Source organism: Haloferax sp. Atlit-12N, assembly GCF_003383095.1.
Classification (GTDB): domain Archaea; phylum Halobacteriota; class Halobacteria; order Halobacteriales; family Haloferacaceae; genus Haloferax.
Map to the genome: position 1 here is coordinate 1,331,708 of NZ_PSYW01000001.1, position 24,597 is coordinate 1,356,304.

Here is a 24,597-nt window from a genome sequence, read left to right on the forward strand (position 1 = left end):
TATCATTGTGGTGCATGTCCATGCGCGCGACCTTCCTCGGGACCGGCGGGGCCGTCCCCACCACGGCGCGTGCGCCGAGCGCGTTCCTCGTGAACCGCGACGGCGAGCGCCTGTTGTTCGATTGCGGGGAGGGCACCCAACGCCAGATGATGCGCTACGGGACCGGGTTCGGCGTCAGCCACCTGTTCGTCACCCACCTCCACGGCGACCACATCCTCGGCATCCCCGGCCTGATTCAGACGCTCGACTTCAACGACCGCGACGACTCGCTGGCCATCCACGGCCCGCCGGGGAGCAAGCGTCACCTCGAAAAGCTCGTCCACGCGGGCGGCTACCAGCCCGGCTTCCACGTCTCCGTCCACGAGGTCCGCCCCGGGAACGTCGCCTACCGCGCCGACGACTACGAGGTCCGTGCGTTCGACACCGAACACCGGACCGCCTCCGTCGGCTACGCCCTCGTCGAGGACGACCGCCCCGGCCGGTTCGACCGCGAGAAGGCCGAGGAACTCGGCGTCCCCGTCGGCCCGGCGTTCGGCCGCCTCCACGCCGGTGAGGACGTGGAACTCGAAGACGGGACGGTCGTGCGCTCCGAGCAGGTCGTCGGCGACCCCCGACCCGGGCGAACCGTCGTCTACACCGGCGACACCCGCCCGCTCGAATCGACTGTCGAGGTCGCCCGCGACGCCGACCTGCTCGTCCACGACGCGACGTTCACCGACGAGGAGGCGGAGCGAGCGAAACAGACCGCGCACTCGACCGCCCGCGAGGCCGCCCGAATCGCCCGCGACGCCGACGTTCGGCGGTTCGCGCTGACACACATCTCCGCCCGGTACGCCGCCGACCCGAGCCCGCTTCTCGAACAGGCCCGCGAGGTCTACGACGGCGAGGCGTTCGTCGCCGAAGACGGCCAGAAACTGGAGGTCCCGTACGCCGACAGCGACGGCGGCGGGGCCGAGACCGGCGAGTAGCACGCGGGGCCGCGGTACGCTTTTCCCCCGCCCGCGCGCACCCGTCGGTGTGCCGCAGAACGCCTTCCACACCGTCGACGTGTTCGCCACGGCGAAGTACGCCGGAAACCAACTCGCCGTCTTCGAGGGGGCGGACGCGCTCAGTTCCGAGCAGATGGCCGCGCTCGCCAACGAGATGAACTACTCGGAGACGACGTTCATCGAGGGCGGCTCACCCGACGAGGGCTACGACGTTCGTATCTTCACGCCGGACGGCGAGATTCCGTTCGCCGGACACCCGACGCTCGGGACGGCAGCCGTCCTCCGCGAGCAGTTCGGCGCGGGCGACGAGGTGACGCTGAATCTCGGCGTCGGTCCGATTTCGGTCGAGGTTCGGTCCGACGAAAGCGACAGCGAGCAGTACTGGATGACGCAGAACGCGCCGACGTTCGGCGCGGAACTCGACCGCGAGACGCTCGCAGAGGTGCTGTCGCTCGACACGGCCGACTTCGACGCCGACTGGCCGATACAGGTCATCTCGACCGGCCTCCCGGCGGTGATGATTCCGCTCCGCGACCGCGACGCCCTCGCCCGGAGCGAGGTGTTCGTTCCGGCGTACCGGTCGTTCTTCGACGACGTGGGCGTCGAGAACCTCTTTCTGTTCTGTCCGGACCCCCGCGACGACGCGAACGACTTCGCGGCGCGGATGTACGCGCCCGGCCACGGCGTCGCCGAGGACCCCGCGACCGGGAGCGCGAACGGCTGTTTCGCGGGCTATCTCGCCCGCCACCGCTACTTCGGCGACGACGAAATCGAGGTCACGGTCGAGCAGGGCTACGAGATGGGCCGACCGTCCCACCTCCACCTCGAAGCCGAGGACCGCGGCGACGAGGTGGCGGTCCGCGTCGGCGGAGGCGTCGAGTTCGTCTCGACGGGCAGGCTCGTCTGAGCGGCCGCTGAAGGGGCCGTCGAGCCAAAAAACGAGGTCGGGTCAGTCGCGGTGGGCGTCGCAGACCGGGTTTTCGCCGTCGTCGAGGAGGACGACCGGGACCCCGAGGACGACCCACTCGCTGACGTAGCGCCGGCGCGTCGTCGCGGGCGACCCGCACTCGACGCAGACGGCGTCGGCCGATTCGACGGCCGACTCGATGATTCTCGTCCGTGGACCGACGGTTGTCCGTGCGTACGCCGGCTGTTTTGAGAGGAGCACCACGAGCGCCGCGGCGACCGCGAGGCCGACGACCGGCAGGACGAACCGGCCGACGCCGGAGCGCGCGAGGACGCCGACGATGACGAGTAACATGACCGCGGCGGCCAGTTCACGGAGGAGACGCATCGACGGCGTCAGTTGCTCGTCTCGTTTTCGGAACCGGACGAGGACGACGACCTCGACGACGCCGAGGTAGTGTCCGACGACGAACCGGCGGACGAACTCGACGACGAACCGTCGCTATCGAGCGACCGGACGAACTGCGGGTAGCCGCCGTCGCCGACCGGGATGTAGACGGTGTCCGTCTCGTCGAGTTTCTCGATGTACTTCTGGGCCAACACCTCGTCGGACAGCGACTCCGCGAGGATGCGGTTGGCGTCCGCCTGCCCCTGTGCCTCGATGCGCTTGCGCTCGGCCTCCAGTTCCTCGACGGCGAGTTCGTCCTGCTTCTGCTGGCGGCGCTGTTCGGTGATTTCCTTCTGTTCGACCGCCTGCGCGTACTCGGCGGGGAGTTCGACGTTGCGGACCTGCACCGCTTCGAGGATGAGACCGTCGTCGGCGAACTCCTCGGCGAGTTCCCGCTCGGCGGCGGCCTTCAACTGGGTCTGGCCCTCGCCGGTGTAGATGACGGTGACGGGCAGTCGACCGGCCTCGGTCCGGAGCACCGACCGAATCGACGGGCGAATCAGCCGCTCTTCGGCGGTGGCGAGCGTCCGGTAGTTGCGGTAGAACTCGACCGCCTGTCCGGCGTCGATGCGGTAGCGGACGGTCACGTCGATGTCCGTCCGGAGACCGTCTTCGGTCAGGACGGTGATGGCGTCGTCACCCCGTCTGTCGCCTTCGCTCGTCGACGACGACATCGTGTACGACTGCGGTCGAACCGACAGCGACGAAGTCGACTGCGAGACGGGATTGACGAAGTGCGCGCCGGGTTCGAAGACGGTACCGGTGGTTGCGCCCCACTTCTTGACGACCTTGACGTTCCCTTCTTCGACGGGTTCCCACGCGAGGAGCCCGGCGATGGGGGCGGCGATAAGGAGGAGGGCAACGACACCGATGAGGGCGATGCGCGTCAGCGACCGGGAGGTCACCGACGGCGGGTCGGGGATATCAGAACTCATCAGTCCCATTTCAAATAGCCGAGACTTGTTTGTTTCGTGTCAAACGTCGGTCGCGGTGGCAGTGTCGCCGGTGGCAGCGGTCGGCGGTGGCAGCGGTCGGCGGCCGAGCCTTGCAAACGCGACACCCGACCGAGTCGGCATCTGCGACCGGCGTGGAGTATATATTCGGCGCGGCCCTAGTCGCCGTCGTGAACGACCGGACGAGTGCGCTCGACTCGGTCGTCTTCGGCGTCGACATCCAGAGCGGCGATATCCGCGGCGACTCGCCGTCGTACGCGCTGGTCGTGTTGGACACCCGAGACACCGAGTCAGACGAGGTCCGAATCGAACGAGACGTGGTCTCCTTCCGAAAGTTACGCCGACTCATTGAGCGCGACGAACCGCGCGTCGTCGCCACGGACAACATGTACGAGTTGGCGTCCGACAAGGACGACTTAGTCCGCTTCCTGCGGTGGCTCCCCCACGGGACGCAGTTGGTGCAAGTGACCGGCGCGGAGCGACCGGAACCGCTCTCGCGGGTCGCCTCGCGTCACGGCGTCCCCTACGGCAAAGACCCGATGAAGGAGGCCGAGGCCGCGGCCCGGCTCGCCCTCGCCAACGTCGGCTACGAGGTCGCCGCCTTCGAGAACACGACGACCGTGAAGGTCTCTCGCGGCCGCTCGACCGGCAAGGGCGGGTGGAGTCAGGACCGCTACACGCGCCGCATCCACGGGTCGGTCAAACAGCAGTCCCGCGAGGTCGAATCCGCGCTGAAGGAGGCCAACCTCGACTACGAGCGGGACGTGACCGAGAAGTACGGCGGCTACTCGCAGGCGCTGTTTACCGTCGAAGTGCGGCCCGAGGACATCCCCGTATCGACCCATCGCTCGGGCGACACCCGTGTCGAAATCGAGCGCGAGCGCCGCGACGGCATCGAGTTCGAACCCCTCGTGAAGCGCCGCGACCGCGTCATCGTCGGCATCGACCCCGGCACGACCACCGCCGTCGCCGTCGTCAGCCTCGACGGGCGCGTCCTCGACGTGCACTCGACGCGCACCGCCGACACCGCCGCGGTCATCGAATGGCTCATCGAGCGCGGGCGACCCAGTCTCGTCGCCGCCGACGTCCAGCCGATGCCCGAGACGGTCGAGAAGTTCCGCCGGAGCTTCGACGCCGCCGGGTGGGCCCCCGCGAGCGACATCCCCGTCGACGAGAAACTCCACCGGACCCGCGACATCGACTACGACAACGACCACGAGCGCGACGCCCTCGCCGCGGCGCTGTTCGCCTTCGACGACCACGAAGACCAGTTCGAGCGCATCTCCCGGAAGGTGCCCGCCGACGTGGACAGAGAGGAGGTCATCGCCCGCGTCCTCGCCAGCGAGGAGTCGGTCGAGGCCGTTCTCCGCGAGATGGCCGACGACGGCGACGGGGGCGACCCCGACGACGCCGACGAGGAATCCCACGAGGAGCCCGAACTCACGCCCGAAGAACGCGAGATTCGGGAGTTGCGGTCGCGGGTCGAGCGCCTCGAATCACACGTCGAAGACCTGAAATCGACCATCGAGGAGAAAGACGAGACCATCGAGGAGTACAAAGAGGAACTGTCCGACGCCCGCCGCGAGGAGCGCCGCGAGGCCCGCGAGCGCCGCGAAGTCACCCGACTCGAACGCGAGAACGGTCGGTTAGAGCGGAAAGTCGAATCGCTCGAATCCGACAAGGCGGAACTCGCCGACAAGCTCGACCAGTTGAAGTCGCTGTGGAAGCTCGACCACTCGAACTTCGCGGACGTGAACACGAACGGGATTCTCACGAGCGACAGCGAGTGGGAAGTCGCCGGAAGAGAGAGCGAAGCGAACGAATCCGGCGGAAATCTCGTGCCCGTCAAAATCGTCGAACAGTTCACCAACGGCGCGCTCGACCACACTATCGAGGAGTACGGCATCGCCGCGGGCGACGTGGTCTACCTCCGCGACGCCAGCGGGGCCGGACGCACCACCGCCGAGCGACTCGCCGAGTTCGACCCGCGGGTCGTCCTCCGGTCGGGCAACCTCTCGGAAGTCGCCGACGAGGTGCTGTTCGAAGCCGAAATTCCGGTCGCGCCCGCCGATGGCGTGACGATTCAGGAGATAGACGAACTCGCCGTGGCGAAGGAGTCCGAAGTGGCCGCCGCCATCGACGACTGGGAGGACCGCGCCGAGGAGCGACAGAAGGAACAGCGCGAGGAGATGGTGGACCAGATTATCTCCGAACACCGCGCCGAGAACCGGCGGTGACCAGTCGAAGCGAGACGCGCGAACGGGCCTCATTCGCGATTTCGCTCCCGCGGCCACGCTCGAACGAGCGAGACGGCCAACAGGAGGCCGATAACTAACGCGGCACCGCCAGAGACGAGATGGATGACATTGTCGAGGTAGACTCCGGATGTACTCGACGAGACGAGGTACGTGAGGAGGGCGAGAAACAGCGAGATGACCATGAGCCATCGACGGATTGGTGTCGCGTCGGCGGAGGGCATATCGACGGGATGCGTGGCTGTTCGTAAATCGATTCTGGCACCACTGAAGACCGTGACGAGAGCCGCGGCCGCCGAGGGACATTACTCCGCGGTCGCGTCGTGGCCGACGACGACGGCGACCACGAAGTACAGCGCCGCGCCGACGAGCGGCACGAAGAACGCGAAGGCGGCCCAGAACGTCGCGTTTCGCCCCTTGAACGTCGCGTCCTTGTGGACCCGATAGGGGAGGTAGATGTGGAACGCGAGGAAGTAGACCGCGAAGCCGAGGATGTACGGGAGGAGGTCGCCGCCGCGGACCGACGCCCACATGGCCGCGAGCAGACCGAAGACGACGAGGATGAGCGCGGCGAAGATGATGACGGGCGCACGCGTCGTGTTTCCTGAGTCGGACATCACCCGGAGTTGGGACCGGTTCGTGTTGTCCGTTTCGCCCGCGAGCGGCTTCCAGAAGTCATATCCCACATCCCCGACACCGAACAGATATGGACGCATACGACCTGATCACTCGGAACGCCTCCGAAGTGGTCACGGAGGACGAAGTGCGCGCGCTGGCCGACGACCCCGAGGGCAAGCGAGCGTACGTGGGCTACGAGCCCTCCGGTGTCCTCCACATCGGTCACATGCTCACCGCCAACAAGCTCATCGACCTCCAAGAGGCGGGCTTCGAGGTAGTCGTGCTTCTGGCCGACGTACACGCCTACCTCAACGGCAAGGGCACCTTCGAGGAGATTCGCGAGACGGCCGAGCGGATGAAAGCGCAGTTCATCGCCTACGGCCTCGACGAGAGTCAGACGGAGTTCATCCTCGGCTCGGAGTACCAACTCGACGAGAGCTACGTCCTCGACCTGCACGCGCTCGAACTGGAGACGACGCTCTCGCGCGCCGAGCGCGCCATGGCCGAAATCAAAAGCGGCGACGGCGTCACCGTCGCGCAGGCGGTCTACCCGATTATGCAGGCGCTCGACATCGTCTACCTCGACGTGGACCTCGCCATCGGCGGGATGGAACAGCGCAAGGTCCACATGCTCGCCCGCGACACGCTCCCGAGCATCGGCGAGGAGTCGCCGACCTGCATGCACACGCCGCTCATCGCGGACCTCGGGACGGGCATCGGCAAGATGTCCTCCTCCGAGGGCGTCACCATCTCGATGGAGGACACCACCGAGGACATCGAGGACAAGGTCAACGGCGCGTTCTGCCCGCCGACGGCCGACCCCGACCCGACCGAGGACGGTGACGAGCGCGAGAACCCCGTCCTCCAAATCTTCGAGTACCACGTCTTCCCGCGCTTCGAGCGGGTCGTCGTCGAGCGCCCCGAACAGTACGGCGGGAACCTCGACTACGACGACTACGAGACGCTGGAGGCCGACCTCGAATCCGGCGAACTCCACCCGGCCGACGCGAAGGGCGCGCTCGCGGACTACCTCGACGAACTCATCGAGCCCGGTCGCGCGAAGATAGCCGAGTAATCGCCGCACCGACCCGCCGCACCGGCCCGCCGTTCGTCGCTCGCCGCCGCCCAAACCAATAGGGTCCCGCCGGCCCGACGAGTCGGTATGCCCCGCTCTTCCGACGTTCTCGTTTATCGAAACCGCACTATCGCCGACCGCGAGGAGCGCACGCTGACCGCGGACGTGTACGGCCCCGACTCCCCGCCGACCGGGACGGGCGACCCGGCCGAGACGACCGAACCGGCCCGCCCCCTCGTCGTCTTCGTCTACGGCGGCGCGTGGGAGACCGGTTCGACCGGCCAGTTCGCCCGCTGGGCGCTCGACGCCGTCGAGGAGGGATTCGTCGCGGCCGAGGTGTCGTACCGACTCGGGCACGAAGCGCCGTTTCCCGCGCAAATCGAAGACGTGTGCGAGGGTATCGACTGGCTGACGGACCGCGCGGATGAGTTCGGCATCGACCCGGACGCCGTCGCCGTCGTCGGTCACTCCGCGGGAGCGCACCTCGCGTTGCTGGCGGCGCTTTCGGACGACGAGTTCGGCCGGCGGACCGATATCGACGCCGCGGTCGGGGTCTCCGGAGTCTACGACCTCCGAGCCGACGACCACGAGCGCGCCGGCGAGTCGCCCCCGCTGTTCGATGGCCGGCCGTCAGCAGCCGAGTTGCGTCGGTGTTCGCCGATTACCTACGTGGATGACGACACCGACGCCGACGCCGACGCGCCGCCGACGCTGTTGCTCCACGGGAGCGAGGACTCGGTCGTCGCACCGGACCAGAGCGCCCGGTTGGCGGACGCGCTCGAAGCGGCCGGAAACGAAGTCGAGTACGACGCCGTCGCCGCGGCCGACCACGTCTTCTTGCACTCGTCGTACCACTATCCCGCGGTGCGAAAACAGGTGTTCTCGTTCCTCCGTGAAGCGCTGTGAGACAGGGGATATCGGCGGCTCTCAGGCCATGCCGAACATCTTCATGACGCCCTCGGCGAGGCCGCTGGCGACGAGTCCAAGACCGGCGACGACGAACGCGAGCCCCGCCGCGACGATGGGTGCCTGATAGGCGACGATACCGATACCCAAGAGCAGCGAGACGACGCCGGCGATACCCTTCGTGCCGAGTTTGTCGAGCATACGACGACGGCGGGTCGGGAGCGCCCTAAACGCGTCGTTCCGTCCGACGCTTCCTACCGGTCGAACGTCGGCGGATTTAACCATTCCCACGTCGAACGCTCGCGCATGAGCGACGACGAGAACGAGAGCCGCCGAGACCTTCGAATGCCGAACGACGACGAAGTGTTCGCCGTCGTGACGAACATGCTCGGGGCCAATCGTATTCGCGTCCGCTGTGCCGACGGCGTCGAGCGGACCGCTCGCATTCCCGGACGGATGCAAAAGCGAATCTGGATTCGAGAGGACGACGTGGTGCTCGTCGAACCGTGGGACTGGCAGGACGAGAAGGCCGACGTGTCGTGGCGCTACGAGAAGTCCGAGGCCGACCAGCTCCGCCGCGAAGGCCACATCCAGTAACGCGTTCGAGACAGCGTCGACTGCTCGCCGAGTGACACCGAAGCCGGAGCCTGTGCCCTTTTCATCTCGCCTCCCGTAGCCCTAGTCCAATGACTGACGAGTTCGGCATGGTCGAACCCCAGGAGGGTGAGGCGTTCGGCGACGAGTGGGAGGAGATAGACGTCTCCGACGACGAGGCGGACCGTATCGCGCGCCGCAAGGACCGCGACTTCGACGAGTTCCGGATGCGGTTGAAAGACGCCGACCAGTTCAAAGTCGAGCAGTCGGTGTTCGACGACGCGACCTTCGCCGCCATCTACAAACTCGTCCAAGACGGGTACATCGACGCGTTCGGCGGGCCGATTTCGACCGGCAAGGAGGCCAACGTCTTCGAGGCGCTCGGCGAAGACTCGGACGTGGCGGTCAAGATATACCGCATCAACGCCTCCGACTTCCGGCACATGCGCGACTACCTCGAAGGCGACCCGCGCTTCGAGAACATCGGCCACGACAAGGGACAGGTCGTTCGCGCGTGGGTCAGAAAGGAGTTCGCTAACCTCGAACGCGCCCAGCGTGCCGGCGTGCGCGTGCCGAAGCCCATCGCGGTCCAGCGGAACGTCCTCGTCATGGAACTCGTCGGCGTCGTCGACGACCGAGCGCGACGGCTCTCGGAAGTGCGCGTCGAGAACCCCCAGACCGCCTACGAAGTCGTCCGCGAGTACATGCGCCGACTCCACCGCGCCGGCCTCGTCCACGGCGACCTCTCGGAGTACAACCTCATCATCCACGAGGGCGAACTCGTCGTCATCGACCTCGGACAGGCGGTGACGGTCCACCACCCCAACGCCGAGGAGTTCCTCCGGCGGGACTGCCGCAACGTGGCCAACTTCTTCCGGCGGCAGGGTGCCGACGCCGACGGCGACTCGCTGTTCGAGTTCGTCACGGCCGACGAGAGCGAAGACGAGTAGAAACACAGACCCGCCGCGAGGCGGGTGTGAGACCCACACACGCGGCGACCCGCCGAGCGAACGCTTAAACCACTCCGACGGGTATCGGGTGATATGCAGCACGTCAAGGTGCCGCAGGACCGTATCGGTGTTCTCATCGGCGAAGGTGGCTCGACGCTCCGAGAGATAGAGAGTCGCGCGGAAGTCCGACTCGACGTTGACTCGGAAAACGGCAGCGTCGCCATCGACAGCGTCGGCGACCCCGTACTCGGCATGGTCGCTCCCGACGTGGTTCGAGCGGTCGGCCGCGGCTTCGCCCCGGAGGACGCGATGGCGCTCCTCGACGACGACATGATGATGTTCGAACTCATCGAGATAGACCGGCACACCCGAAACAAAAACGACATGCGGCGACAGAAGGGTCGCCTCATCGGCGAGAACGGCCGCACCCGCGAACTCATGGAAGAGCTGACCGGTGCGGACGTGGTTATCTACGGCTCGACGCTCGGCATCATCGGCCAGCCCGAAGAGGTCGAAGTCGTCCGCCGGGCCGTCGAGATGATTCTCGACGGCGCGCCCCACGGCGCGGTGTACTCCTTCCTCGAACGGAAGCACAACGACCTGACGCAGGGCTTCAACGTCCGGCAGAACAACTGAGACGCCACCGCCGACGAGTCCACCGCCGACACGGCACTCGCCCGCATCGTCTTTTCACCGCACCCGCTTCGAGAGTGGCGAGACCGCCCCGCCGAACGCCACAGATAAAGCCGCATAATCGACCGCCGTCTCCGGGTCTCGACCGCCCCACCGTGTTGCGTTTTGGCATACCAATAAACGATGCTTTTTTATAGAATCACAAACAATCAGGCGATGACTATGAGCCAGCGAATGCAGCAGGGTCAGCCCATGATCATTCTGGGTGAGGACTCGCAGCGCACATCCGGTCAGGATGCGCAGTCGATGAACATCACGGCCGGGAAGGCCGTCGCAGAGGCCGTACGCACCACGCTCGGCCCGAAGGGGATGGACAAGATGCTCGTCGACTCCGGCGGGCAGGTCGTCGTCACGAACGACGGCGTCACCATCCTCAAGGAGATGGACATCGACCACCCCGCGGCCAACATGATCGTCGAAGTCTCCGAGACCCAGGAGGACGAGGTCGGAGACGGTACGACGACGGCCGTCATCATCGCCGGCGAACTCCTCGACCAGGCCGAGGAGCTCCTCGAATCGGACGTCCACGCGACGACCATCGCGCAGGGCTACCGCCAGGCCGCCGAGAAGGCCAAGGAAGTCCTCGAGGACAACGCCATCGAGGTCACGGAGGACGACCGCGAGACCCTCACGAAGATCGCCGCGACGGCGATGACCGGGAAGGGCGCGGAGTCCGCGAAGGACCTGCTCTCCGAACTCGTCGTCGACGCCGTGCTGGCAGTCAAGGACGACGACGGCATCGACACGAACAACGTCTCCATCGAGAAGGTCGTCGGCGGCACCATCGACAACTCCGAACTCGTCGAGGGCGTCATCGTCGACAAGGAGCGCGTCGACGAGAACATGCCCTACGCCGTCGAGGACGCGAACATCGCCATCCTCGACGACGCGCTGGAAGTCCGCGAGACCGAAATCGACGCGGAAGTCAACGTCACGGACCCCGACCAGCTTCAGCAGTTCCTCGACCAGGAAGAAAAGCAGCTGAAAGAGATGGTCGACCAGCTCGTCGAGGTCGGCGCCGACGCCGTCTTCGTCGGTGACGGCATCGACGACATGGCGCAGCACTACCTCGCGAAGGAGGGCATCCTCGCGGTCCGCCGCGCCAAGTCTTCCGACCTCAAGCGTCTCGCCCGCGCGACGGGCGGCCGCGTCGTCAGCAGCCTCGACGACATCGAGGCCGATGACCTCGGCTTCGCCGGCTCCGTCGGACAGAAGGACGTCGGCGGCGACGAGCGCATCTTCGTCGAGGACGTCGAAGACGCGAAGTCCGTCACGCTCATCCTCCGCGGCGGCACGGAACACGTCGTCGACGAGCTCGAGCGCGCCATCGAGGACTCCCTCGGCGTCGTCCGCACGACGCTCGAAGACGGGAAGGTTCTCCCCGGCGGCGGTGCTCCCGAGACGGAGCTCTCCCTGCAGCTCCGCGAGTTCGCCGACTCCGTCGGCGGCCGCGAGCAGCTCGCCGTCGAGGCGTTCGCCGAGGCGCTGGACATCATCCCGCGCACCCTCGCCGAGAACGCCGGTCTCGACCCCATCGACTCTCTCGTCGACCTGCGCTCGCGCCACGACGGCGGCGAGTTCGCAGCCGGCCTCGACGCCTACACGGGCGAGGTCATCGACATGGAAGAAGAGGGCGTCGTAGAGCCCCTCCGCGTCAAGACCCAGGCTATCGAGTCCGCGACCGAAGCCGCAGTCATGATCCTCCGCATCGACGACGTCATCGCGGCTGGCGACCTCTCCGGTGGCCAGACCGGCAGCGACGACGACGACGGCGGCGCGCCCGGCGGCATGGGCGGCGGCATGGGTGGCATGGGTGGCATGGGCGGTATGGGCGGCATGGGCGGTGCGATGTGAGCACCCCCAGATAGGCCTACACCACTCACACCCACACCCTGACTTCGCATCGACTCGAATCGCTCGGCCGAATTCACGACGTTTTTTGCGGATTCACGCCCGTTAGCCGCTGCTTTGTCCGCTCGCGCACCGGTTGGGACGCCGTTAATCGAGCGTCCGCGCCACGTCGTCGTCTGACGCCACGAGACGGCGGTCGTATCGGTGACTGATTCGCAACAGAAGTTGACGAATCTCTATAAAACGTCCGAGACGGTTCGTGAAACGCCGGTACTCGTCTCTATACTTATCTCCCGTGACAGCCTCTGTCAGCGTGTATGTCCTCTCCCGAGCCCTCGGCGGACGCCGCCGCCTCGGATGCGACCACGCCCGCGAATCGGCCGCCGTTTCTGGCTGTCGTCGCGCCCCGCATCTCCGAGGCGGCGGTGCTCGCGGGAACGCTCCTCCCCGGTTCCGGCCCGCTCGTCCGCGCGCCCCGTAGTTCCTCCCCGTCGAACCTCCGCGCGACCCTCGCCGCGATGCGGCGACCGGACGCCCCGCTCGTCGTGGCGACCGATAGTGCGGCCGCCGTCCGCGACGCCGACCGCGTCCACGTCGCCGACGGCGGCGTCGTGGTGGAGTCCGGTGCGCCGAACGACCTCCTCGCGGTCCCCGGCGTCTACGCCCGGCGCTACGGTACCGAACTGGGCGCGAACTTCGCCGGCCCGGGAAAAGACGTCGACGACGAGTGACGGGTCGTCCGACGCTCGCCCCTCCGGTTCGCCCCAACGTTCACCACCGTTCCCGTGGTAGCGGTGCGTATGGGAGACAGGGCGTGTTACCGGGAGTTCTGTCCGGACTGCGACGCGCCGGTGACTATCGTCGACGACGAGTGCCCCGAGTGCGGCCGGGAGTTGGGGGTCGTCTGAGAACCGGCGTCACTCGGAGACTCGCGCGTCGATATGGTGGACCGCGTTCGGGGAGAGATACCGGCCGCCCGGAACCTCGACCCAGCCGTTGACGAGCACGCGGACCGGCCCCTCGTGAAGCAGGGACTCCATCTCGGCGTCGCCGTAGACGACTGCATCGTCTATCGTCTGTTCGAACCGACCTCCGAACGGGGAGTCGGACGCGAAGACCAGACAAGAGACAGCTGTGCGACACGTAATGAGAATAGTGGGGAGTCGCGAACGCGACGTTCACGACGACTCGGAAGCGTCTGCACCCGCACGACGAGCGAGGAAATCGACTAGCGCCGAGACCACGAGCAGGGCCGCGACGAGTTGGAGGCCGCGGGCGACGTCCAATCCGAGCGACGCCGCGATGCCGAATCTGTCGATGACGTAGAGCGTCGCGGCGACGAGTCCCAGACTACCGAACAGAGGTCTCGCGAACCGGCCGCCGAGGCTCGTCGCGAAATTGTAGGCGGCGACGCCGAAGACGACTGCCGCGGCGACGATGCCGAGAACGTCCATGCGAGGAGTGTCGTGCCGTCCGACCAAGAAAATGTCGTCGTTCTAACTTAATTGGCTCACGCGTATCCGAGAGCAGGCCCCGGTAGTCGTCGAGAACAGAGACCGTTCAGGGCTGGAGAAGGCGAGACCGACCGACGATGTCGCTCGCCAGTCTCCCACAACGAAAAGAGCGCGACGGGATGTGGACCCAAGTCGTAACAAACTACTTTTTGATTCGAACCCGCGCGTGGCGTTCCGGCTTTGTCGTCGTTTGCCAGTCACCCACAACGAAAAGAGCGCGACGGGATTGAGCAAACGCGAAGCGTTTGCGATGTCCGTCGCGCGAGCGAGGAGCCGAAGGCGACGAGCGAGCGCGACGGGATTCGAACCCGCGACCATCGGATTAGAAGTCCGACGCTCTGTCCGACTGAGCTACGCGCCCTCGATGCCCACAAACCGGCCCTGCAAGAAAAACGAATCGGGTTCTACCCGTCTCGACCTACCCGTCGAACCGGTACAGCGACGTGACCGCCGGGAGCCGGTTGAGCATCCAGATGCCGACCGGGAGGCCGACGATGGTGAGCGTGAACAGCACCGCCACGTTCGCCCAGACCCAACTCAGCCACCAGCCGACGAACACGAAGTAGACGGCCCGAACGACGATTGACCGCTGGCCCCGAAACGAGTCGGGTTCGAGCCGCGATTTCGGCTCCTTCAACGAGAGCACCGTCGGCACGAGGTTGATGAGCGCGACGCCGAGCGGGATACCGATGATGGTCGCGTTCAGGAACCACGCGACGTTGACGACGGCGGGCGTCGCCCACCAGCCGACGAAGACGAACCAGATGGCGCGGACGACGAACGAACGCTGAGACATACACGTAGTACGCGGGCCGAGGCGAAAAGCGACGGGGTGCCGGGGTGCGCCGAGTCGGCGACGAGAGAGCGGCGAAACCCGCCACCCGGAGCGACGTGAAGGGAGGCTTTAACAGCGCCAACGCGGTAACACCGGCTATGAGAGTCATCGGGACGGTCGGCCTGCCGGGAAGCGGCAAGGGCGAACTCGCCGAGGTGGCCCGCGAAGCGGGCGTGCCCGTCGTGACGATGGGCGACGTCATCCGCGAGGAGTGTCGCAACCGCGGCCTCGACCCCGCGACGGACCACGGGAAGATAGCGACCGCGCTCCGCGAGGAGGAGGGTGACGACGCCATCGCCGCGCGGTCCCTGCCGATGGTCGAACAGCACCTCGAATCGAACGACGTGGTGCTCGTCGACGGCCTTCGGTCGGGCGTCGAACTCGACCGCTTTCGCGAGGCGTTCGGCGACGACTTCGTCCTCGTGAGCGTCGAAGCGCCGTTCGAGACGCGCGCCGAGCGCCTGCTCGACCGCGACCGCGACGACAGCGACACCGACGTGGAGGCGCTGAAAAAGCGCGAGCGCCGCGAACTCGACTTCGGGATGGGCGACGCGATGGACCGCGCCGACGTGGTCATTCAGAACACCGGCACGCTGGCGGAGTACCGCGAGACCATCACGAAGTTGTTCGAAGAAGGGCCCGAGGCGGTCGCGGAGGCCGACGCGTGAGCATGATTTACAGCGTCGACGTCCGCATCAAAGCGCCCGTCCGCGACACCGAGGTCACGAACCGCGTCGGCGACGCCGTCGAGAACATCTTCCCCGGCGTCGAACTCGACCACGAACCCGGGAAACTCGTCGGTGAGACCCACGAACTGGAGCGGTTCTCCGAGCGCCTCCACGAGCAGGCCATCCTCGACACCGCCCGCCGCGAGTTCGCCAAGCGCCGCGACGACGACGGCTTCTCGTTCGCGCTGAAAAAACAGGCCGCGTTCAAGGGCGTCGTCAACTTCTCCGTCGGCAACCCCGACGAACTCGGCGACATCGACGTCCACGTGACCGTCCGCGACCCCTCCGTCGACGAGGTCATCGACTACATCGCGCCGCCGACCGAAGACGGAAGACCGGTCGACCCGAACGACCGCTAAAGGGAGCCGAAAGCGGAGACTGAGATGGCGTTTTTCTCGTCTACTCAGGCGACCAGCAGCGCCACCGCGACGGCGATGAAGACGATTTTCAGCCCCGTGTTGACGGCGATGACCTTCGAGCCGAACTCGGGGCCCCAGATGCCGTACTGGAAGGGAATCGACCGCTTGAACGTCGAGACGGCGAAGGAGATGATGCCGCCGATGAGCATCGTCGCCACGGCCTGTTTCGGCGTGAACGTCTCGCCGATGGCCGGCGCGATGGCTGCTGCGCCGGCCGTCGTGTCGAACGCGAAGGCGACGACGACGGGGACGGCGGCGCCCGGCAGGCCGACGAGGTTCGTCAGCGGACTGGCGAGCGCCGCGAACGATTCGAGGTCGGTCGTCCGCAGGAGGAGCGTGACGGCCACGTAGACGACGGCCAGCCGCGGGACGATGCGCCGCAGTTTCGTCCACGTGCTCCGCGCGGCGTCTTCGACCGTCTCGCGGAGCGAATCGTCGGTGTCGTCCGCGTCGTCGGTGCTCGCGTCGGCGGCCGAATCGACCGCGTTGACTGCGCCGCCCGAACCGTCGGTCTCGGCGACCGCGACCGGGGTCGTGTTGCGGTCAGAAAGGAGCACCGCGCCGGCGACAACGCCGGTCGCGGTGATGGCCAGCGCGATGGCCGCCCGCGCGCCGACGTACATGAAGCCGACCTCGCGACCGAGGATGGGGATAAGCACCGGCCAGTAGAACGTGAAGATGTGCTGGACGAATCCGAAGAACGTGTTGATGGTGACGGCGACGAGGGTCGCCCGGTCGTCGAGGACGCCCGATTCGCGGAACTCCGCGAGCATCCCGTAGCCCGCCGTCGTCGAGGCGGCGGTGGTGACGATGGCCGTCCCAACCTCGTCCGGGAGGTTCGCGGGACTCGTCAGATACCGCGAGAGGCCGGCGATGCGCTCGACGAGGCCGAAGGCGACGACGAGGTTCGCGGCGAAGACGCCCACGGCGATGTAGGCGGCGATGCGCGCAACTCGCGGGAGCACCTCGAACAGCACCGGGAGGACGGCCGACGACTGCACGACCGACGGTCGGTGCCGAGCGAACTAATCGGCGTCGGTCGGCGGGAGGCGGTTCGAACGTCGGGTCAGACGAGTACCTGCGCCACCCCGAACAGGACGACGACGCCGAGCACGTCGCAGACGTTGGTGACGACGGGAATGACCACGTCGTCGGGGTCGAGGCCGAACCGGTAGGCGACGTAGGTCGCCGAAAACGTCACAATGACCGCGAGGACGGCCAGCGAAATCCCGCTCGACAGGGCGACGAGGACGACCTTCTGCAGGGCCAGCGACGTGTCGCCGGAGACGAGGAGCGTGGCGACCCACGCGCCCACGCCGATGACGGGGAAGACCGTCACCGCGAGGGCGACCGTAGCGACAGCGTTGCCCGCGAGTTCGTCGTCACGGGGCGAAAACGAGAGCGTCCCGAGGTGGAACGACGTGGAAAGGCGCGCCGCGAGGACGCTCCCGAGGTTCCCCGCGGTCCCGATGGTGACGGGGACGAGCACGAGCAGCGACGGGTAGCGGAGCAACTGCGCCTCGAAGCTCCCGAGAACGAGGCCGCTCCCGAGTTCGACGAGCGTGAGCACGAGCAGCACCGGGAGCATCGCCCGCGTGATGGCGCGAACGGTCCACTCCGTCGGCACTCAGAACACCCCCGCGACGGCGAGGACGGTTCGGACCGCGATGAGCAGAAAGAGGATACCGAACACGTCGCCGGTGGTCGTCACGACCGGGCCGACGATGGTGTCGGGGTTGCGCCCGCGGCGGTAGCCCGCGAAGACGACGCTGACGACGACGACGGTCAGGACGATGCCGGACAGCAAGCCGGCGACGATGGCGACGCCGACGAGAATCGGGAGCGGGGCGACCCGACTGCCGAGGAACGTGAGGAGGAAGTACGCGACGACGGCGGCGAACGTGCTCGTAAGCACGCCGTTGGCGAGCGCGGCCGTCGCGGCGGCCCGGAGGCGCTCGTCGCCGCCGGTGACGCGGGGTTCGATGAGCCCCTGATGGAGCGCGGTAGCGATGCGAGCGCCGAGCGAGCCATAGACGTTGCCGCGGGTCGCCAAGAGCGCGGGGACGAGCACGAGAAGCCCCGGCACGGCCCGGAGTTCGGCCCGCATCCCCCCGAGGACGACACCGGCGATGAGACCGCCGACGAGGCTGGCCGCGAGCGCGGGCAAGGCTTCCTTGTAGGCCTCGACCGCCACGTCTCGCACGGTCATTGTGGGGTGCGACGGCCCCGAGCGTTAAAAGTCGGCGGTATCCCGGCGAGCCGCGAGAACCGCGCAGTCGCAGGATCGTGGAATAAGAACCGTAACGAACGGAGAAGCGAAGCGAACTGAACGCGGGGTTAGAACGGCCCCATGCCGCCGAGACCGCCCATGCCGCCACCGCCGCCGCCCTGATTCTGGAGCTTCTTCATCATCCGCTGCATGTCGCCGTCGCCCATATTCTGGAACTGCTTGATGGTCTGTTCCATCATGCGGTGCTGTTCGAGCAGTTCCTGAATCGTCTCCTCGTCCTGTCCCGACCCCTGCGCGATGCGCTTGACGCGAGACGCGCCGACCTTCCGCGGGTTCTCCAGTTCCTCTTCGGTCATCGAGTCCATGATGACCTCGAACGAGCGCATCCGGTCTTTCGTCACGTCCATCGCGTCGTCCGGAAGCTGGTCTTTGATGCCGCCGCCGAAGCCCGGAATCATGTCGAGCACCTGGTCGAGCGGCCCCATCTTGTCCATCGCCTCCATCTGCTTTTGCATGTCCTTGAGGGTGAAGTTCCCCTTCATCATCTCCTCGGGGTCCCAGTCCTCGTCTTCGGCCTGGGTCTCGGACATGGCGCGTTCGACGCGCTCGGAGAGCTGTTTCAGGTCGCCCATCCCGAGCAGACGGGAGATGAAGCCGTTCGGCTCGAAGCGCTCGATGTCCTGAACCGTCTCGCCCATGCCGAGGAAGGCGATAGACGAGTCGGTCTCGTTGACGGCGGTCAGCGCGCCGCCACCCTTCGCCGTCCCGTCGAGCTTGGTGATGACGACGCCGCCGATGCCGATGGACTCGTCGAACTGCTGGGCCTGTTCTTTCGCGCCCTGCCCGATTGCCGCGTCGAGGACGAGCAGGTTCAGGTCGGGCTGGACGACGCCCTCTATCTCCTCGATTTCGTCGATGAGATCGTCTTCGAGCGCGTGGCGACCGGCCGTGTCGACGATGTGCACGTCGGCGTCATCGGTCGCTTCGAGGCCGTCACGGGCGATTTGGACCGGGTCGTCGCAGTCGGGGTCGCCGTAGAAGTCGACCTCGGCGCGCTCGCACATCTGCTTGGCCTGGTCGTACGCGCCGGGGCGGAAGGTGTCGGTCTGGATGACCGCGGGGCGAAGCCCCTTCTTCGAGAACCACCACGCCATCTTGGCGGAGGTGGTCGTCTTCCCCGACCCCTGAAGACCGGCGAGCATGATAGTCTGCGATTCGAGCGGAATCTCCGTCGACTCGCCGATGAGTTCGACGAGTTCCTCGTAGACGATTTTCAGGACGTGGTCGCGGGCGTTCGTGCCACCCGGCGGCTCCTCTTCGAGCGCGCGGGTCTTGATAGAGTCCGAGAGGTCCATGACGAGGCTGACGTCGACGTCGGCGGAGAGCAAGGAGCGCTGAATCTCCTTGACGATCTCCTGAACGTCGTCCTCGTCGAGGCGGGACTTCCCGCGCAGCTTATCGAGACTGCCGCGGAGGGAACTCCCGAGATTGTCGAGTACCATTGTCCCTTCCTACGCCGTCGCGTCGGTAAAGGCTTTATCCGTCGCGTTGAGCGCGAGCGGGCCGAAGACCTTTCGCGCGAGGCGCCGACAACGCAGTTGATGACCACGATTCTCGTCCTCGACCGCCCCACGCACGGAATCCCGGCGTCGGAGTACGCCGCTGCCCTCCGCGAACGCCTGCCCGACGCGACCGTCCGCCACCCGAAGACGACCGCCGAGACGCTCGACGCCGCGCGCGACGCGACCGTCATCACCAGCACGTCGCTCCCCGACGAGGTGCTCGACGCCGCCGACGACCTTCGACTGTTCGCCGGCGCGGCCGCCGGCTACGACCACCTCCCGCTGGACGCACTCCGCGAGCGCGGCGTCCGCGTCACCAACGCCTCCGGCGTCCACGGCCCCAACATCGCCGAACACGTCCTCGGCACCCTGCTCATGATTACCCGCCGGCTGGACGAGGGGCTCCGCCGCCAGCGACGCCGCGAGTGGCGACACTTCCAGTCGCACGGTGAGCTGCACGGCTCGACGGCCACCGTGGTCGGCCTCGGTGCCATCGGACAAGCGGTCGTCGAGCGACTCGACGCGTTCGGCGTCGAGACTATCGGTGTCCGCTACACGCCCGAAAAGGGCGGCCCGACCGACGAGGTGCTCGGGTTCGACGACCTCGAATCGGCGCTCGTCCGCACCGACTTCCTCGTGGTCGCGTGCCCCCTGACCGACGAGACGCGCAATCTCATCGACCGGCGGGCGCTGAGCGCGCTCCCCGAACACGCCGTCCTCGTCAACGTCGCGCGCGGCGGTATCGTCGACACCGACGCCCTCGTCTCGCACCTCCGAAGCAACCGCCTCCGCGCCGCCGCGCTCGACGTGACCGACCCCGAACCGCTTCCCGAGGACCACCCGCTTTGGGGCTTCGAGAACGTCTACATCACCCCGCACGTCTCCGGCCACACGCCGCACTACTGGACGCGGGTCGCCGACATCCTCGCGGAGAACGTCGAGCGACTGGCGTCGGCGTCGGACGGCGAAACGCCAACGCTCCGCAATCAGGTCGTTCCGAGCCCGAACCCCTGAGGTACTTGCCGCGGCGAATCGTACGACCGAGTGATGACGACGCTCGCGTTCGGACTCGACGCTGCGACCTATCTCGCGTTCTGCGGCGCGGCGGTCGCGCTCATCCTCGCGCCCGGCCCCGACACGATGTACGTCCTCGCCCGCGGCCTCGACGGTCGCGGGCCGGGCGTCCGGTCGGCGTTCGGCATCGCCACGGGCGTCCTCTTTCACACGCTCCTCGCGACGGTCGGCGCGGCGGCACTCTTTCGAACCGTCCCCGAGGCCGCCGCGGCGCTCAAGTACGTCGGCGCGGCGTACCTCGTGTACCTCGGCGTCACCGCCCTCCGGAACGACGAGTTCGACCCCTCGGTCGAGACCGACGGCGGGGCGAGTTTTCGTCGGGGCGTCCTCGTCAACGCGCTCAACCCGAAAGTCGCGCTGTTCTTCCTCGCGTTCCTCCCCGGCTTCGCCGGACAGGGCGCGGGAACCGGGATACGGATGGCGAGTCTGGGCGCGACCTACGCCGCTCTCACGGCGCTGTACCTCTCTGTCGTCGCGCTCGGCGCGAACCGACTCGGGTCGAGGCTCGCGGAGACACGGGTCGCGAGCGCGCTGAACTACGTCGGCGCGGGGACGATGCTGCTGCTCGGAGTCGTGCTCGTACTGGAGTGAGGCGTCCGAAAGAAAGGAACGACGGACCGAGTACGATTATTCGTCTTCGCCGAGCAGGCGCTCGACCATCTGTTCGGGGTCGAACTTCTCGATGTGGTCGTAGCCCTGTCCCACGCCGAGGAACAGGATGGGCTTGCCCGTCACGTACGCGATGGAGATGGCCGCGCCGCCGTTGGAGTCGGCGTCGGCCTTCGTCAGGATCGCGCCGTCGATGGCGGCCGCGTCGTTGAACTGTCGGGCGCGTTCGACCGCGTCCTGTCCGGCGACGGCCTCGTCCACGAAGAGGGTGAGGTCCGGGCCGACGACGCGGTCTATCTTCTCCAACTGCGCCATCAGGTCGTTCGAGGTGTGGAGTCGACCCGCCGTGTCGCCGAGGACGATGTCGATGTCGTGGGCCTCAGCGTACTCGACGCCGTCGTAGATGACGGCTGCCGGGTCACCGCCCTGCTCGTGGGCGATGAGCTTCTTGCCGAGCGCCTCCGCGTGCTCGCGGATCTGCTCGTTCGCGCCGGCGCGGTAGGTGTCGCCGTTGGCGAGCACCGTCGAGTAGCCCTGCTTTTCGAAGTACTTCGCGAGTTTGGCGATGGTCGTCGTCTTCCCGACGCCGTTGATGCCGGTGAAGATGAGCGTGACCGGTTTGTCGGCCTCGGCGATGCGCTGGTCGAAGTCGAACTGCCCGACGCTGATGACCTCGTAGAGCGCGTCGTGGAGCGCCTCGGAGACGAGTTGCCCCGTGCTCTGGACCTGCTTTCGCGTCTCGCCGATGAGCTTCTCGCGGATGGTCTCGAGAATCTCCTCTGCGACCTGCATCTCGACGTCGCTCTGGAGGAGCGCCATCTCGAGTTCCCAGAGGGGGTCTTCGAGGTCTTCTTCCTCGATGACGACTTTCCCCGTGGCGAACGCGGCGGCGCGGCGGAGTCGGCCGGGGCCGGACGAACCGTCTTCGTCTTCCTCCGCCAGCGCGGCTTTCGCGGCGTCGGAGGCGAGCGACTCGCGCGGCTCGGCCTCTTCGGCTTCGGGTTCGTCGACCGCCTCCGCATCGGCCGCGGGTTCGGCCTCGGCGTCAACCGCCGCGGTCGCGGCGGCAGATTCGGCGTCAACCTCCGCGGTCGCAGCGGCCTGCTCGGGCGCGGCGTCCGCGTCGGTCGCCGGCTCGGCGTCCGCAGGAGCGTCGTCGACCGCATCGGCTTCGGAATCAGCGTCCGCGTCGCCGACGGAGTCGGCGTCGGAAGGTTCGGACGCCTCGGGTTCGACCGCCGCGTCTGCTGGTGCTGATTCCGCTTCCGCGTCGGCCTCGGTCTCGGCCTCGTCGGCCGCCGCTTCGGCCTTCTCTTCGGCGGTCTCTTCAACGTCGTTACGGAAGCGGTTGAGTTTCTTCTTCAGTCCGTCGAACATCTGAATAGTAGGAGGTGGGGGTTACCTTACTCGTCGTCGCCGTCGCCCTCGCTCTGCATCTGCTGCATCTGCTGCATCTGCTGTTGCTGCATCTGCTGTTGGGCCTGCATCGCCTGCTCTTCGATCTCGTCGCTCTCCTCTTCGAGCTCTTCGATCTGGCCGCGGATGCTCGCGATTTCCTCGTCGAGCGCGTCCTGCTTGCGTCGCAGGGTCTCGATGGCCGTGCCCTGTTCCTGTTCGGCGGCGTAGCTCGCGCCGAGGGAGACGACGATTTCGTCGATGTCCTGAACTTCGGCGCGGAGATACGCGTCGCCGCCGAGCGGGACCTGTACCGTCGAGCCCGTTTCGAGCGTCTCGATGGCTTCGACGGCCTCGTCGATTTCGTCTTTCTCGTCGTTCAGGTCCGAAACCTCGCCTTCGAGGGATTCGATTTCCTCATCGAGGGCCTGCAGTTCCTGGGAGAGCTGCTGAAGTTGCTGCTGACCGCCACCCATCATGCTGCGGACACCTCGTTGAGCTCGACCTTCGTGCGCTTGATTCCGTGCTCGCTCCCGATGAGCGAAAAGGCGCGTTCCTGTGCGACGTTCTCGTTCGGTGCTTCCACAGTCTTCGTGAACTCGTGGACGACGCCACGGCTCGTGAAGCTGCCCGCGATAATGAACTGGCTCATGCACGTCGGTCGGGTGGCGAGCGGGAAAGGTCTTCCTACTCGGAGCGAAACTGAAGCGAGAAACGGGGGGACGCGAGGCCCTCAGTCGATGTAGTCGAGGGCGTCTTCGATGCGACCCAGTTCGGGACCGGTCGTGTCCTCGCCGACGATGTACCCTTCCTCGTTGGCAACGAGACCGGAGCCGACGAGCGGTCCACCGTAGTTGATGGTGCCGATGTCGGCGCGAACGTCGAGGAGCGCTTCGAGCGCTTCCAGTTCGGGTTCGCGCGACTTCGGGTGGCAGAGGACGCCGCGGTTGTTGGCGACGGCCGCCATCCCGACGGTTCGAACGTCGGCGAGGTCGCCGCGTTCGACGGGGACCTCCAGGGCCTCCTCGACGGCCGAGACGGCCTCGTCGGAGAGGTCCGCGTGGACGTACGCGCCGTAGTCGTTCGCGAGAACGACGTTGCCGGCGGCGTTGATGCGACCGGGAAGCTCGTAGACCGGGAGGTCCACGGCGTCGGTGAGGGCCTCCTTCTCGCGGGACGTCGCGCGGCTCGACACGAGAAGACCGTTCTCGTTACCCGTCGCTAACGCACCGACCGTGCCCGACCCGCCGACGGTCGTCTTGACCAGCGGCACGTCGAGTTCTTCGGCCATCTGCTCGGCGAGCGAGTCGTCGGCGTCCGGGCGGACCAACAACGCGTCGTCGGTCGCGCGAGCGAAGACGCCGATGTAGGACGAACCGGCGAAGGAGGCGCGAAGCACCGTTTACTCGGCCGGTTCGGCTTCGACGACCGACTCGCCGTCCTCGTCGAAACGCGCGGCGCGGACGCGGAACTTGCTCGGCGGGCTCTGCCGGCCGTGCGCCCAGATGTCCTCGTTGATCTGCGTGTCGAGACGCACGTTCTCGGCGTCGACCTTGAAGTGCTTGGCGAGGTGCTCGCGGATGAGCGTCATCGAGCGACCCGCGCGTTCGTGTGCCGGAACCGCCTGCACGTCTCGGAGCGGGACGGTGACGACGCGCTCCTCGAAGTCGTTTGCGCTCATTGCTTACTCGTCCGTGTTGCTTCGCCGCCAGTTGCGACGCTTGGGGTTTCGCGTGACTTCCATGTCCGTCTTGAGCATGACCCACGCGGGGACACGACTGTTCTGGCGCTCGAGCTTCGCCAGACGCTTCTTCTTAGACTTCGACTTCTTACCCATAGTGGGCTGTACTTTCCATCCTCCGCATAAAATCTTGTTCCTTCGCGTTTCAGGCGTGTGAGGGGCGTCCGCACGCCCGAATCGGCGAGAACCCGGCGTTCTCCCGGGCCGGCGGCGCGGTTGGGGGGCGACAGAACCGACTCATTCAGTACCATC

General features: G+C 66.8%; 32 protein-coding genes and 1 tRNA gene. 14 read left to right on the forward strand and 19 right to left on the reverse strand.

All coding sequences use genetic code 11. The features are described 5' to 3' along the window. The first annotated feature begins 20 nt into the window (after positions 1 to 20). Together rnz and C5B90_RS07085 are read left to right on the forward strand one after the other, a co-directional pair. The gene (rnz, locus tag C5B90_RS07080; RefSeq protein WP_199517465.1) at positions 21 to 968 is read left to right on the forward strand and encodes a ribonuclease Z; all 948 of its coding nucleotides are present in this window, start codon (positions 21 to 23) and stop codon (positions 966 to 968) included. Positions 969 to 1,017: 49 nt separating this feature from the next. Continuing rightward, a complete protein-coding gene (locus tag C5B90_RS07085) occupies positions 1,018 to 1,896 on the forward strand; it encodes a PhzF family phenazine biosynthesis protein (RefSeq protein WP_115880181.1) in 879 nt (292 codons plus the stop codon). Positions 1,897 to 1,938: 42 nt separating this feature from the next. On the opposite strand, the gene C5B90_RS07090 is transcribed toward C5B90_RS07085, so the two are convergent. Beyond that, positions 1,939 to 2,283 carry a hypothetical protein gene (locus tag C5B90_RS07090; RefSeq protein WP_115880183.1) on the reverse strand — a complete coding sequence of 115 codons (345 nt, stop codon included), beginning with the start codon at positions 2,281 to 2,283 and terminating at the stop codon, positions 1,939 to 1,941. Between the two features lie 8 nt (positions 2,284 to 2,291). Further along, positions 2,292 to 3,278 carry a prohibitin family protein gene (locus tag C5B90_RS07095; protein WP_115880615.1) on the reverse strand — a complete coding sequence of 329 codons (987 nt, stop codon included), beginning with the start codon at positions 3,276 to 3,278 and terminating at the stop codon, positions 2,292 to 2,294. A 188-nt stretch (positions 3,279 to 3,466) separates the two neighbouring features. On the opposite strand from C5B90_RS07095, the gene C5B90_RS07100 reads away from it, so the two are divergent. Beyond that, positions 3,467 to 5,533: a DUF460 domain-containing protein gene (locus C5B90_RS07100; protein WP_115880185.1), complete on the forward strand. Its 2,067-nt coding sequence runs from the start codon at positions 3,467 to 3,469 to the stop codon at positions 5,531 to 5,533. A gap of 29 nt (positions 5,534 to 5,562) precedes the next feature. Here C5B90_RS07100 and C5B90_RS07105 read toward each other — a convergent pair whose 3' ends face one another. Both C5B90_RS07105 and C5B90_RS07110 read right to left on the reverse strand, forming a co-directional pair. Next, the gene (locus tag C5B90_RS07105; protein ID WP_115880187.1) at positions 5,563 to 5,775 is read right to left on the reverse strand and encodes a hypothetical protein; all 213 of its coding nucleotides are present in this window, start codon (positions 5,773 to 5,775) and stop codon (positions 5,563 to 5,565) included. Between the two features lie 81 nt (positions 5,776 to 5,856). Then, positions 5,857 to 6,237: an ATPase gene (locus tag C5B90_RS07110; protein WP_199517445.1), complete on the reverse strand. Its 381-nt coding sequence runs from the start codon at positions 6,235 to 6,237 to the stop codon at positions 5,857 to 5,859. 20 nt (positions 6,238 to 6,257) lie between these two features. Between C5B90_RS07110 and C5B90_RS07115 the strand changes: the two genes are divergently transcribed. Continuing rightward, entirely contained in the window at positions 6,258 to 7,244 is a 987-nt protein-coding gene (locus tag C5B90_RS07115) for a tyrosine--tRNA ligase (RefSeq protein ID WP_115880189.1), read from the forward strand. 87 nt (positions 7,245 to 7,331) lie between these two features. Beyond that, entirely contained in the window at positions 7,332 to 8,150 is an 819-nt protein-coding gene (locus C5B90_RS07120) for an alpha/beta hydrolase (protein ID WP_115880191.1), read from the forward strand. A gap of 21 nt (positions 8,151 to 8,171) precedes the next feature. Here the strand turns inward: C5B90_RS07120 and C5B90_RS07125 are convergent, their stop codons facing one another. Further along, a complete protein-coding gene (locus C5B90_RS07125) occupies positions 8,172 to 8,351 on the reverse strand; it encodes a hypothetical protein (protein ID WP_115880193.1) in 180 nt (59 codons plus the stop codon). Between the two features lie 105 nt (positions 8,352 to 8,456). On the opposite strand from C5B90_RS07125, the gene eif1A reads away from it, so the two are divergent. The 5 genes from eif1A (at position 8,457) to C5B90_RS07150 (ending at position 12,969) form a co-directional block, all read left to right on the forward strand. Continuing rightward, positions 8,457 to 8,747 carry a translation initiation factor eIF-1A gene (gene eif1A / locus C5B90_RS07130; RefSeq protein ID WP_004045248.1) on the forward strand — a complete coding sequence of 97 codons (291 nt, stop codon included), beginning with the start codon at positions 8,457 to 8,459 and terminating at the stop codon, positions 8,745 to 8,747. An 89-nt stretch (positions 8,748 to 8,836) separates the two neighbouring features. After that, positions 8,837 to 9,694, forward strand: coding sequence for a serine/threonine-protein kinase Rio1 (gene rio1, locus C5B90_RS07135; protein ID WP_115880195.1), 858 nt, complete (start codon positions 8,837 to 8,839; stop codon positions 9,692 to 9,694). Between the two features lie 93 nt (positions 9,695 to 9,787). Continuing rightward, complete coding sequence (locus C5B90_RS07140) at positions 9,788 to 10,330, forward strand: KH domain-containing protein (RefSeq protein WP_004973911.1); 543 nt, start codon at positions 9,788 to 9,790, stop codon at positions 10,328 to 10,330. Between the two features lie 249 nt (positions 10,331 to 10,579). After that, positions 10,580 to 12,241 (forward strand): thermosome subunit alpha, encoded by a 1,662-nt coding sequence (gene thsA, locus C5B90_RS07145; protein ID WP_115880619.1) that lies wholly within the window; start codon positions 10,580 to 10,582, stop codon positions 12,239 to 12,241. A 314-nt stretch (positions 12,242 to 12,555) separates the two neighbouring features. After that, positions 12,556 to 12,969: a hypothetical protein gene (locus tag C5B90_RS07150; protein WP_115880197.1), complete on the forward strand. Its 414-nt coding sequence runs from the start codon at positions 12,556 to 12,558 to the stop codon at positions 12,967 to 12,969. A gap of 186 nt (positions 12,970 to 13,155) precedes the next feature. Here C5B90_RS07150 and C5B90_RS07155 read toward each other — a convergent pair whose 3' ends face one another. The 4 genes from C5B90_RS07155 to C5B90_RS07170 all read right to left on the reverse strand — a co-directional run bounded on the left by C5B90_RS07155 (position 13,156) and on the right by C5B90_RS07170 (position 14,548). After that, on the reverse strand, positions 13,156 to 13,359 hold the full coding sequence (locus C5B90_RS07155; protein WP_115880199.1) for a hypothetical protein: 204 nt from the start codon (positions 13,357 to 13,359) through the stop codon (positions 13,156 to 13,158). Between the two features lie 57 nt (positions 13,360 to 13,416). After that, positions 13,417 to 13,692, reverse strand: coding sequence for a hypothetical protein (locus C5B90_RS07160; RefSeq protein WP_115880201.1), 276 nt, complete (start codon positions 13,690 to 13,692; stop codon positions 13,417 to 13,419). Between the two features lie 347 nt (positions 13,693 to 14,039). Then, a tRNA-Arg gene (locus C5B90_RS07165) sits at positions 14,040 to 14,113 on the reverse strand. Positions 14,114 to 14,170: 57 nt separating this feature from the next. Then, positions 14,171 to 14,548, reverse strand: a complete 378-nt coding sequence (locus tag C5B90_RS07170; RefSeq protein ID WP_115880203.1) for a YccF domain-containing protein — start codon at positions 14,546 to 14,548, stop codon at positions 14,171 to 14,173. A gap of 137 nt (positions 14,549 to 14,685) precedes the next feature. On the opposite strand from C5B90_RS07170, the gene C5B90_RS07175 reads away from it, so the two are divergent. Both C5B90_RS07175 and C5B90_RS07180 read left to right on the forward strand, forming a co-directional pair. Then, positions 14,686 to 15,255 (forward strand): AAA family ATPase, encoded by a 570-nt coding sequence (locus C5B90_RS07175; protein WP_115880204.1) that lies wholly within the window; start codon positions 14,686 to 14,688, stop codon positions 15,253 to 15,255. A 2-nt stretch (positions 15,256 to 15,257) separates the two neighbouring features. Beyond that, positions 15,258 to 15,674, forward strand: a complete 417-nt coding sequence (locus C5B90_RS07180; RefSeq protein ID WP_115880206.1) for an RNA-binding domain-containing protein — start codon at positions 15,258 to 15,260, stop codon at positions 15,672 to 15,674. Positions 15,675 to 15,718: 44 nt separating this feature from the next. On the opposite strand, the gene C5B90_RS07185 is transcribed toward C5B90_RS07180, so the two are convergent. The 4 genes from C5B90_RS07185 to C5B90_RS07200 all read right to left on the reverse strand — a co-directional run bounded on the left by C5B90_RS07185 (position 15,719) and on the right by C5B90_RS07200 (position 19,466). Continuing rightward, on the reverse strand, positions 15,719 to 16,735 hold the full coding sequence (locus tag C5B90_RS07185; RefSeq protein WP_115880208.1) for a nucleoside recognition protein: 1,017 nt from the start codon (positions 16,733 to 16,735) through the stop codon (positions 15,719 to 15,721). Between the two features lie 65 nt (positions 16,736 to 16,800). Beyond that, complete coding sequence (locus tag C5B90_RS07190) at positions 16,801 to 17,361, reverse strand: magnesium transporter (RefSeq protein WP_115880210.1); 561 nt, start codon at positions 17,359 to 17,361, stop codon at positions 16,801 to 16,803. After that, a complete protein-coding gene (locus C5B90_RS07195; protein WP_004973922.1) occupies positions 17,362 to 17,943 on the reverse strand; it encodes a magnesium transporter in 582 nt (193 codons plus the stop codon). A gap of 128 nt (positions 17,944 to 18,071) precedes the next feature. Beyond that, positions 18,072 to 19,466: a signal recognition particle protein Srp54 gene (locus tag C5B90_RS07200; RefSeq protein ID WP_115880212.1), complete on the reverse strand. Its 1,395-nt coding sequence runs from the start codon at positions 19,464 to 19,466 to the stop codon at positions 18,072 to 18,074. Positions 19,467 to 19,565: 99 nt separating this feature from the next. Between C5B90_RS07200 and C5B90_RS07205 the strand changes: the two genes are divergently transcribed. Both C5B90_RS07205 and C5B90_RS07210 read left to right on the forward strand, forming a co-directional pair. Then, complete coding sequence (locus C5B90_RS07205; RefSeq protein ID WP_115880214.1) at positions 19,566 to 20,540, forward strand: D-2-hydroxyacid dehydrogenase; 975 nt, start codon at positions 19,566 to 19,568, stop codon at positions 20,538 to 20,540. A gap of 33 nt (positions 20,541 to 20,573) precedes the next feature. Next, complete coding sequence (locus tag C5B90_RS07210) at positions 20,574 to 21,191, forward strand: LysE family translocator (RefSeq protein WP_115880216.1); 618 nt, start codon at positions 20,574 to 20,576, stop codon at positions 21,189 to 21,191. Positions 21,192 to 21,227: 36 nt separating this feature from the next. Here C5B90_RS07210 and ftsY read toward each other — a convergent pair whose 3' ends face one another. The 6 genes from ftsY to C5B90_RS07240 form a co-directional block, all read right to left on the reverse strand. Then, complete coding sequence (gene ftsY / locus C5B90_RS07215) at positions 21,228 to 22,586, reverse strand: signal recognition particle-docking protein FtsY (RefSeq protein ID WP_115880218.1); 1,359 nt, start codon at positions 22,584 to 22,586, stop codon at positions 21,228 to 21,230. A 26-nt stretch (positions 22,587 to 22,612) separates the two neighbouring features. Beyond that, positions 22,613 to 23,080 carry a prefoldin subunit alpha gene (pfdA, locus tag C5B90_RS07220; RefSeq protein ID WP_115880220.1) on the reverse strand — a complete coding sequence of 156 codons (468 nt, stop codon included), beginning with the start codon at positions 23,078 to 23,080 and terminating at the stop codon, positions 22,613 to 22,615. Then, on the reverse strand, positions 23,080 to 23,256 hold the full coding sequence (gene rpl18a / locus C5B90_RS07225) for a 50S ribosomal protein L18Ae (protein ID WP_004973929.1): 177 nt from the start codon (positions 23,254 to 23,256) through the stop codon (positions 23,080 to 23,082). The genes pfdA and rpl18a overlap by 1 nt, the downstream gene beginning before the upstream one ends. Before the next feature lie 81 nt (positions 23,257 to 23,337). Beyond that, positions 23,338 to 24,003 (reverse strand): translation initiation factor IF-6, encoded by a 666-nt coding sequence (locus C5B90_RS07230; RefSeq protein WP_004973930.1) that lies wholly within the window; start codon positions 24,001 to 24,003, stop codon positions 23,338 to 23,340. A gap of 3 nt (positions 24,004 to 24,006) precedes the next feature. Beyond that, complete coding sequence (locus C5B90_RS07235) at positions 24,007 to 24,285, reverse strand: 50S ribosomal protein L31e (protein ID WP_004045216.1); 279 nt, start codon at positions 24,283 to 24,285, stop codon at positions 24,007 to 24,009. Between the two features lie 3 nt (positions 24,286 to 24,288). Beyond that, the gene (locus C5B90_RS07240) at positions 24,289 to 24,441 is read right to left on the reverse strand and encodes a 50S ribosomal protein L39e (RefSeq protein ID WP_004045214.1); all 153 of its coding nucleotides are present in this window, start codon (positions 24,439 to 24,441) and stop codon (positions 24,289 to 24,291) included. Between the last annotated feature and the right edge of the window lie 156 nt (positions 24,442 to 24,597).

Bases quoted from the DNA above. Each gene is read 5' to 3' on its own strand.
- rnz (WP_199517465.1), top strand. From the start codon at position 21: ATGCGCGCGACCTTCCTCGGGACCGGCGGGGCCGTCCCCACCACGGCG.
- C5B90_RS07090 (WP_115880183.1), bottom strand. From the start codon at position 2,283: ATGCGTCTCCTCCGTGAACTGGCCGCCGCGGTCATGTTACTCGTCATC.
- C5B90_RS07095 (WP_115880615.1), bottom strand. From the start codon at position 3,278: ATGAGTTCTGATATCCCCGACCCGCCGTCGGTGACCTCCCGGTCGCTG.
- C5B90_RS07105 (WP_115880187.1), bottom strand. From the start codon at position 5,775: ATGCCCTCCGCCGACGCGACACCAATCCGTCGATGGCTCATGGTCATC.
- C5B90_RS07115 (WP_115880189.1), top strand. From the start codon at position 6,258: ATGGACGCATACGACCTGATCACTCGGAACGCCTCCGAAGTGGTCACG.
- C5B90_RS07120 (WP_115880191.1), top strand. From the start codon at position 7,332: ATGCCCCGCTCTTCCGACGTTCTCGTTTATCGAAACCGCACTATCGCC.
- C5B90_RS07125 (WP_115880193.1), bottom strand. From the start codon at position 8,351: ATGCTCGACAAACTCGGCACGAAGGGTATCGCCGGCGTCGTCTCGCTG.
- eif1A (WP_004045248.1), top strand. From the start codon at position 8,457: ATGAGCGACGACGAGAACGAGAGCCGCCGAGACCTTCGAATGCCGAAC.
- rio1 (WP_115880195.1), top strand. From the start codon at position 8,837: ATGACTGACGAGTTCGGCATGGTCGAACCCCAGGAGGGTGAGGCGTTC.
- C5B90_RS07140 (WP_004973911.1), top strand. From the start codon at position 9,788: ATGCAGCACGTCAAGGTGCCGCAGGACCGTATCGGTGTTCTCATCGGC.
- thsA (WP_115880619.1), top strand. From the start codon at position 10,580: ATGATCATTCTGGGTGAGGACTCGCAGCGCACATCCGGTCAGGATGCG.
- C5B90_RS07150 (WP_115880197.1), top strand. From the start codon at position 12,556: ATGTCCTCTCCCGAGCCCTCGGCGGACGCCGCCGCCTCGGATGCGACC.
- C5B90_RS07160 (WP_115880201.1), bottom strand. From the start codon at position 13,692: ATGGACGTTCTCGGCATCGTCGCCGCGGCAGTCGTCTTCGGCGTCGCC.
- C5B90_RS07170 (WP_115880203.1), bottom strand. From the start codon at position 14,548: ATGTCTCAGCGTTCGTTCGTCGTCCGCGCCATCTGGTTCGTCTTCGTC.
- C5B90_RS07175 (WP_115880204.1), top strand. From the start codon at position 14,686: ATGAGAGTCATCGGGACGGTCGGCCTGCCGGGAAGCGGCAAGGGCGAA.
- C5B90_RS07180 (WP_115880206.1), top strand. From the start codon at position 15,258: ATGATTTACAGCGTCGACGTCCGCATCAAAGCGCCCGTCCGCGACACC.
- C5B90_RS07195 (WP_004973922.1), bottom strand. From the start codon at position 17,943: ATGACCGTGCGAGACGTGGCGGTCGAGGCCTACAAGGAAGCCTTGCCC.
- C5B90_RS07200 (WP_115880212.1), bottom strand. From the start codon at position 19,466: ATGGTACTCGACAATCTCGGGAGTTCCCTCCGCGGCAGTCTCGATAAG.
- C5B90_RS07205 (WP_115880214.1), top strand. From the start codon at position 19,566: ATGACCACGATTCTCGTCCTCGACCGCCCCACGCACGGAATCCCGGCG.
- C5B90_RS07210 (WP_115880216.1), top strand. From the start codon at position 20,574: ATGACGACGCTCGCGTTCGGACTCGACGCTGCGACCTATCTCGCGTTC.
- ftsY (WP_115880218.1), bottom strand. From the start codon at position 22,586: ATGTTCGACGGACTGAAGAAGAAACTCAACCGCTTCCGTAACGACGTT.
- pfdA (WP_115880220.1), bottom strand. From the start codon at position 23,080: ATGGGTGGCGGTCAGCAGCAACTTCAGCAGCTCTCCCAGGAACTGCAG.
- rpl18a (WP_004973929.1), bottom strand. From the start codon at position 23,256: ATGAGCCAGTTCATTATCGCGGGCAGCTTCACGAGCCGTGGCGTCGTC.
- C5B90_RS07235 (WP_004045216.1), bottom strand. From the start codon at position 24,285: ATGAGCGCAAACGACTTCGAGGAGCGCGTCGTCACCGTCCCGCTCCGA.
- C5B90_RS07240 (WP_004045214.1), bottom strand. From the start codon at position 24,441: ATGGGTAAGAAGTCGAAGTCTAAGAAGAAGCGTCTGGCGAAGCTCGAG.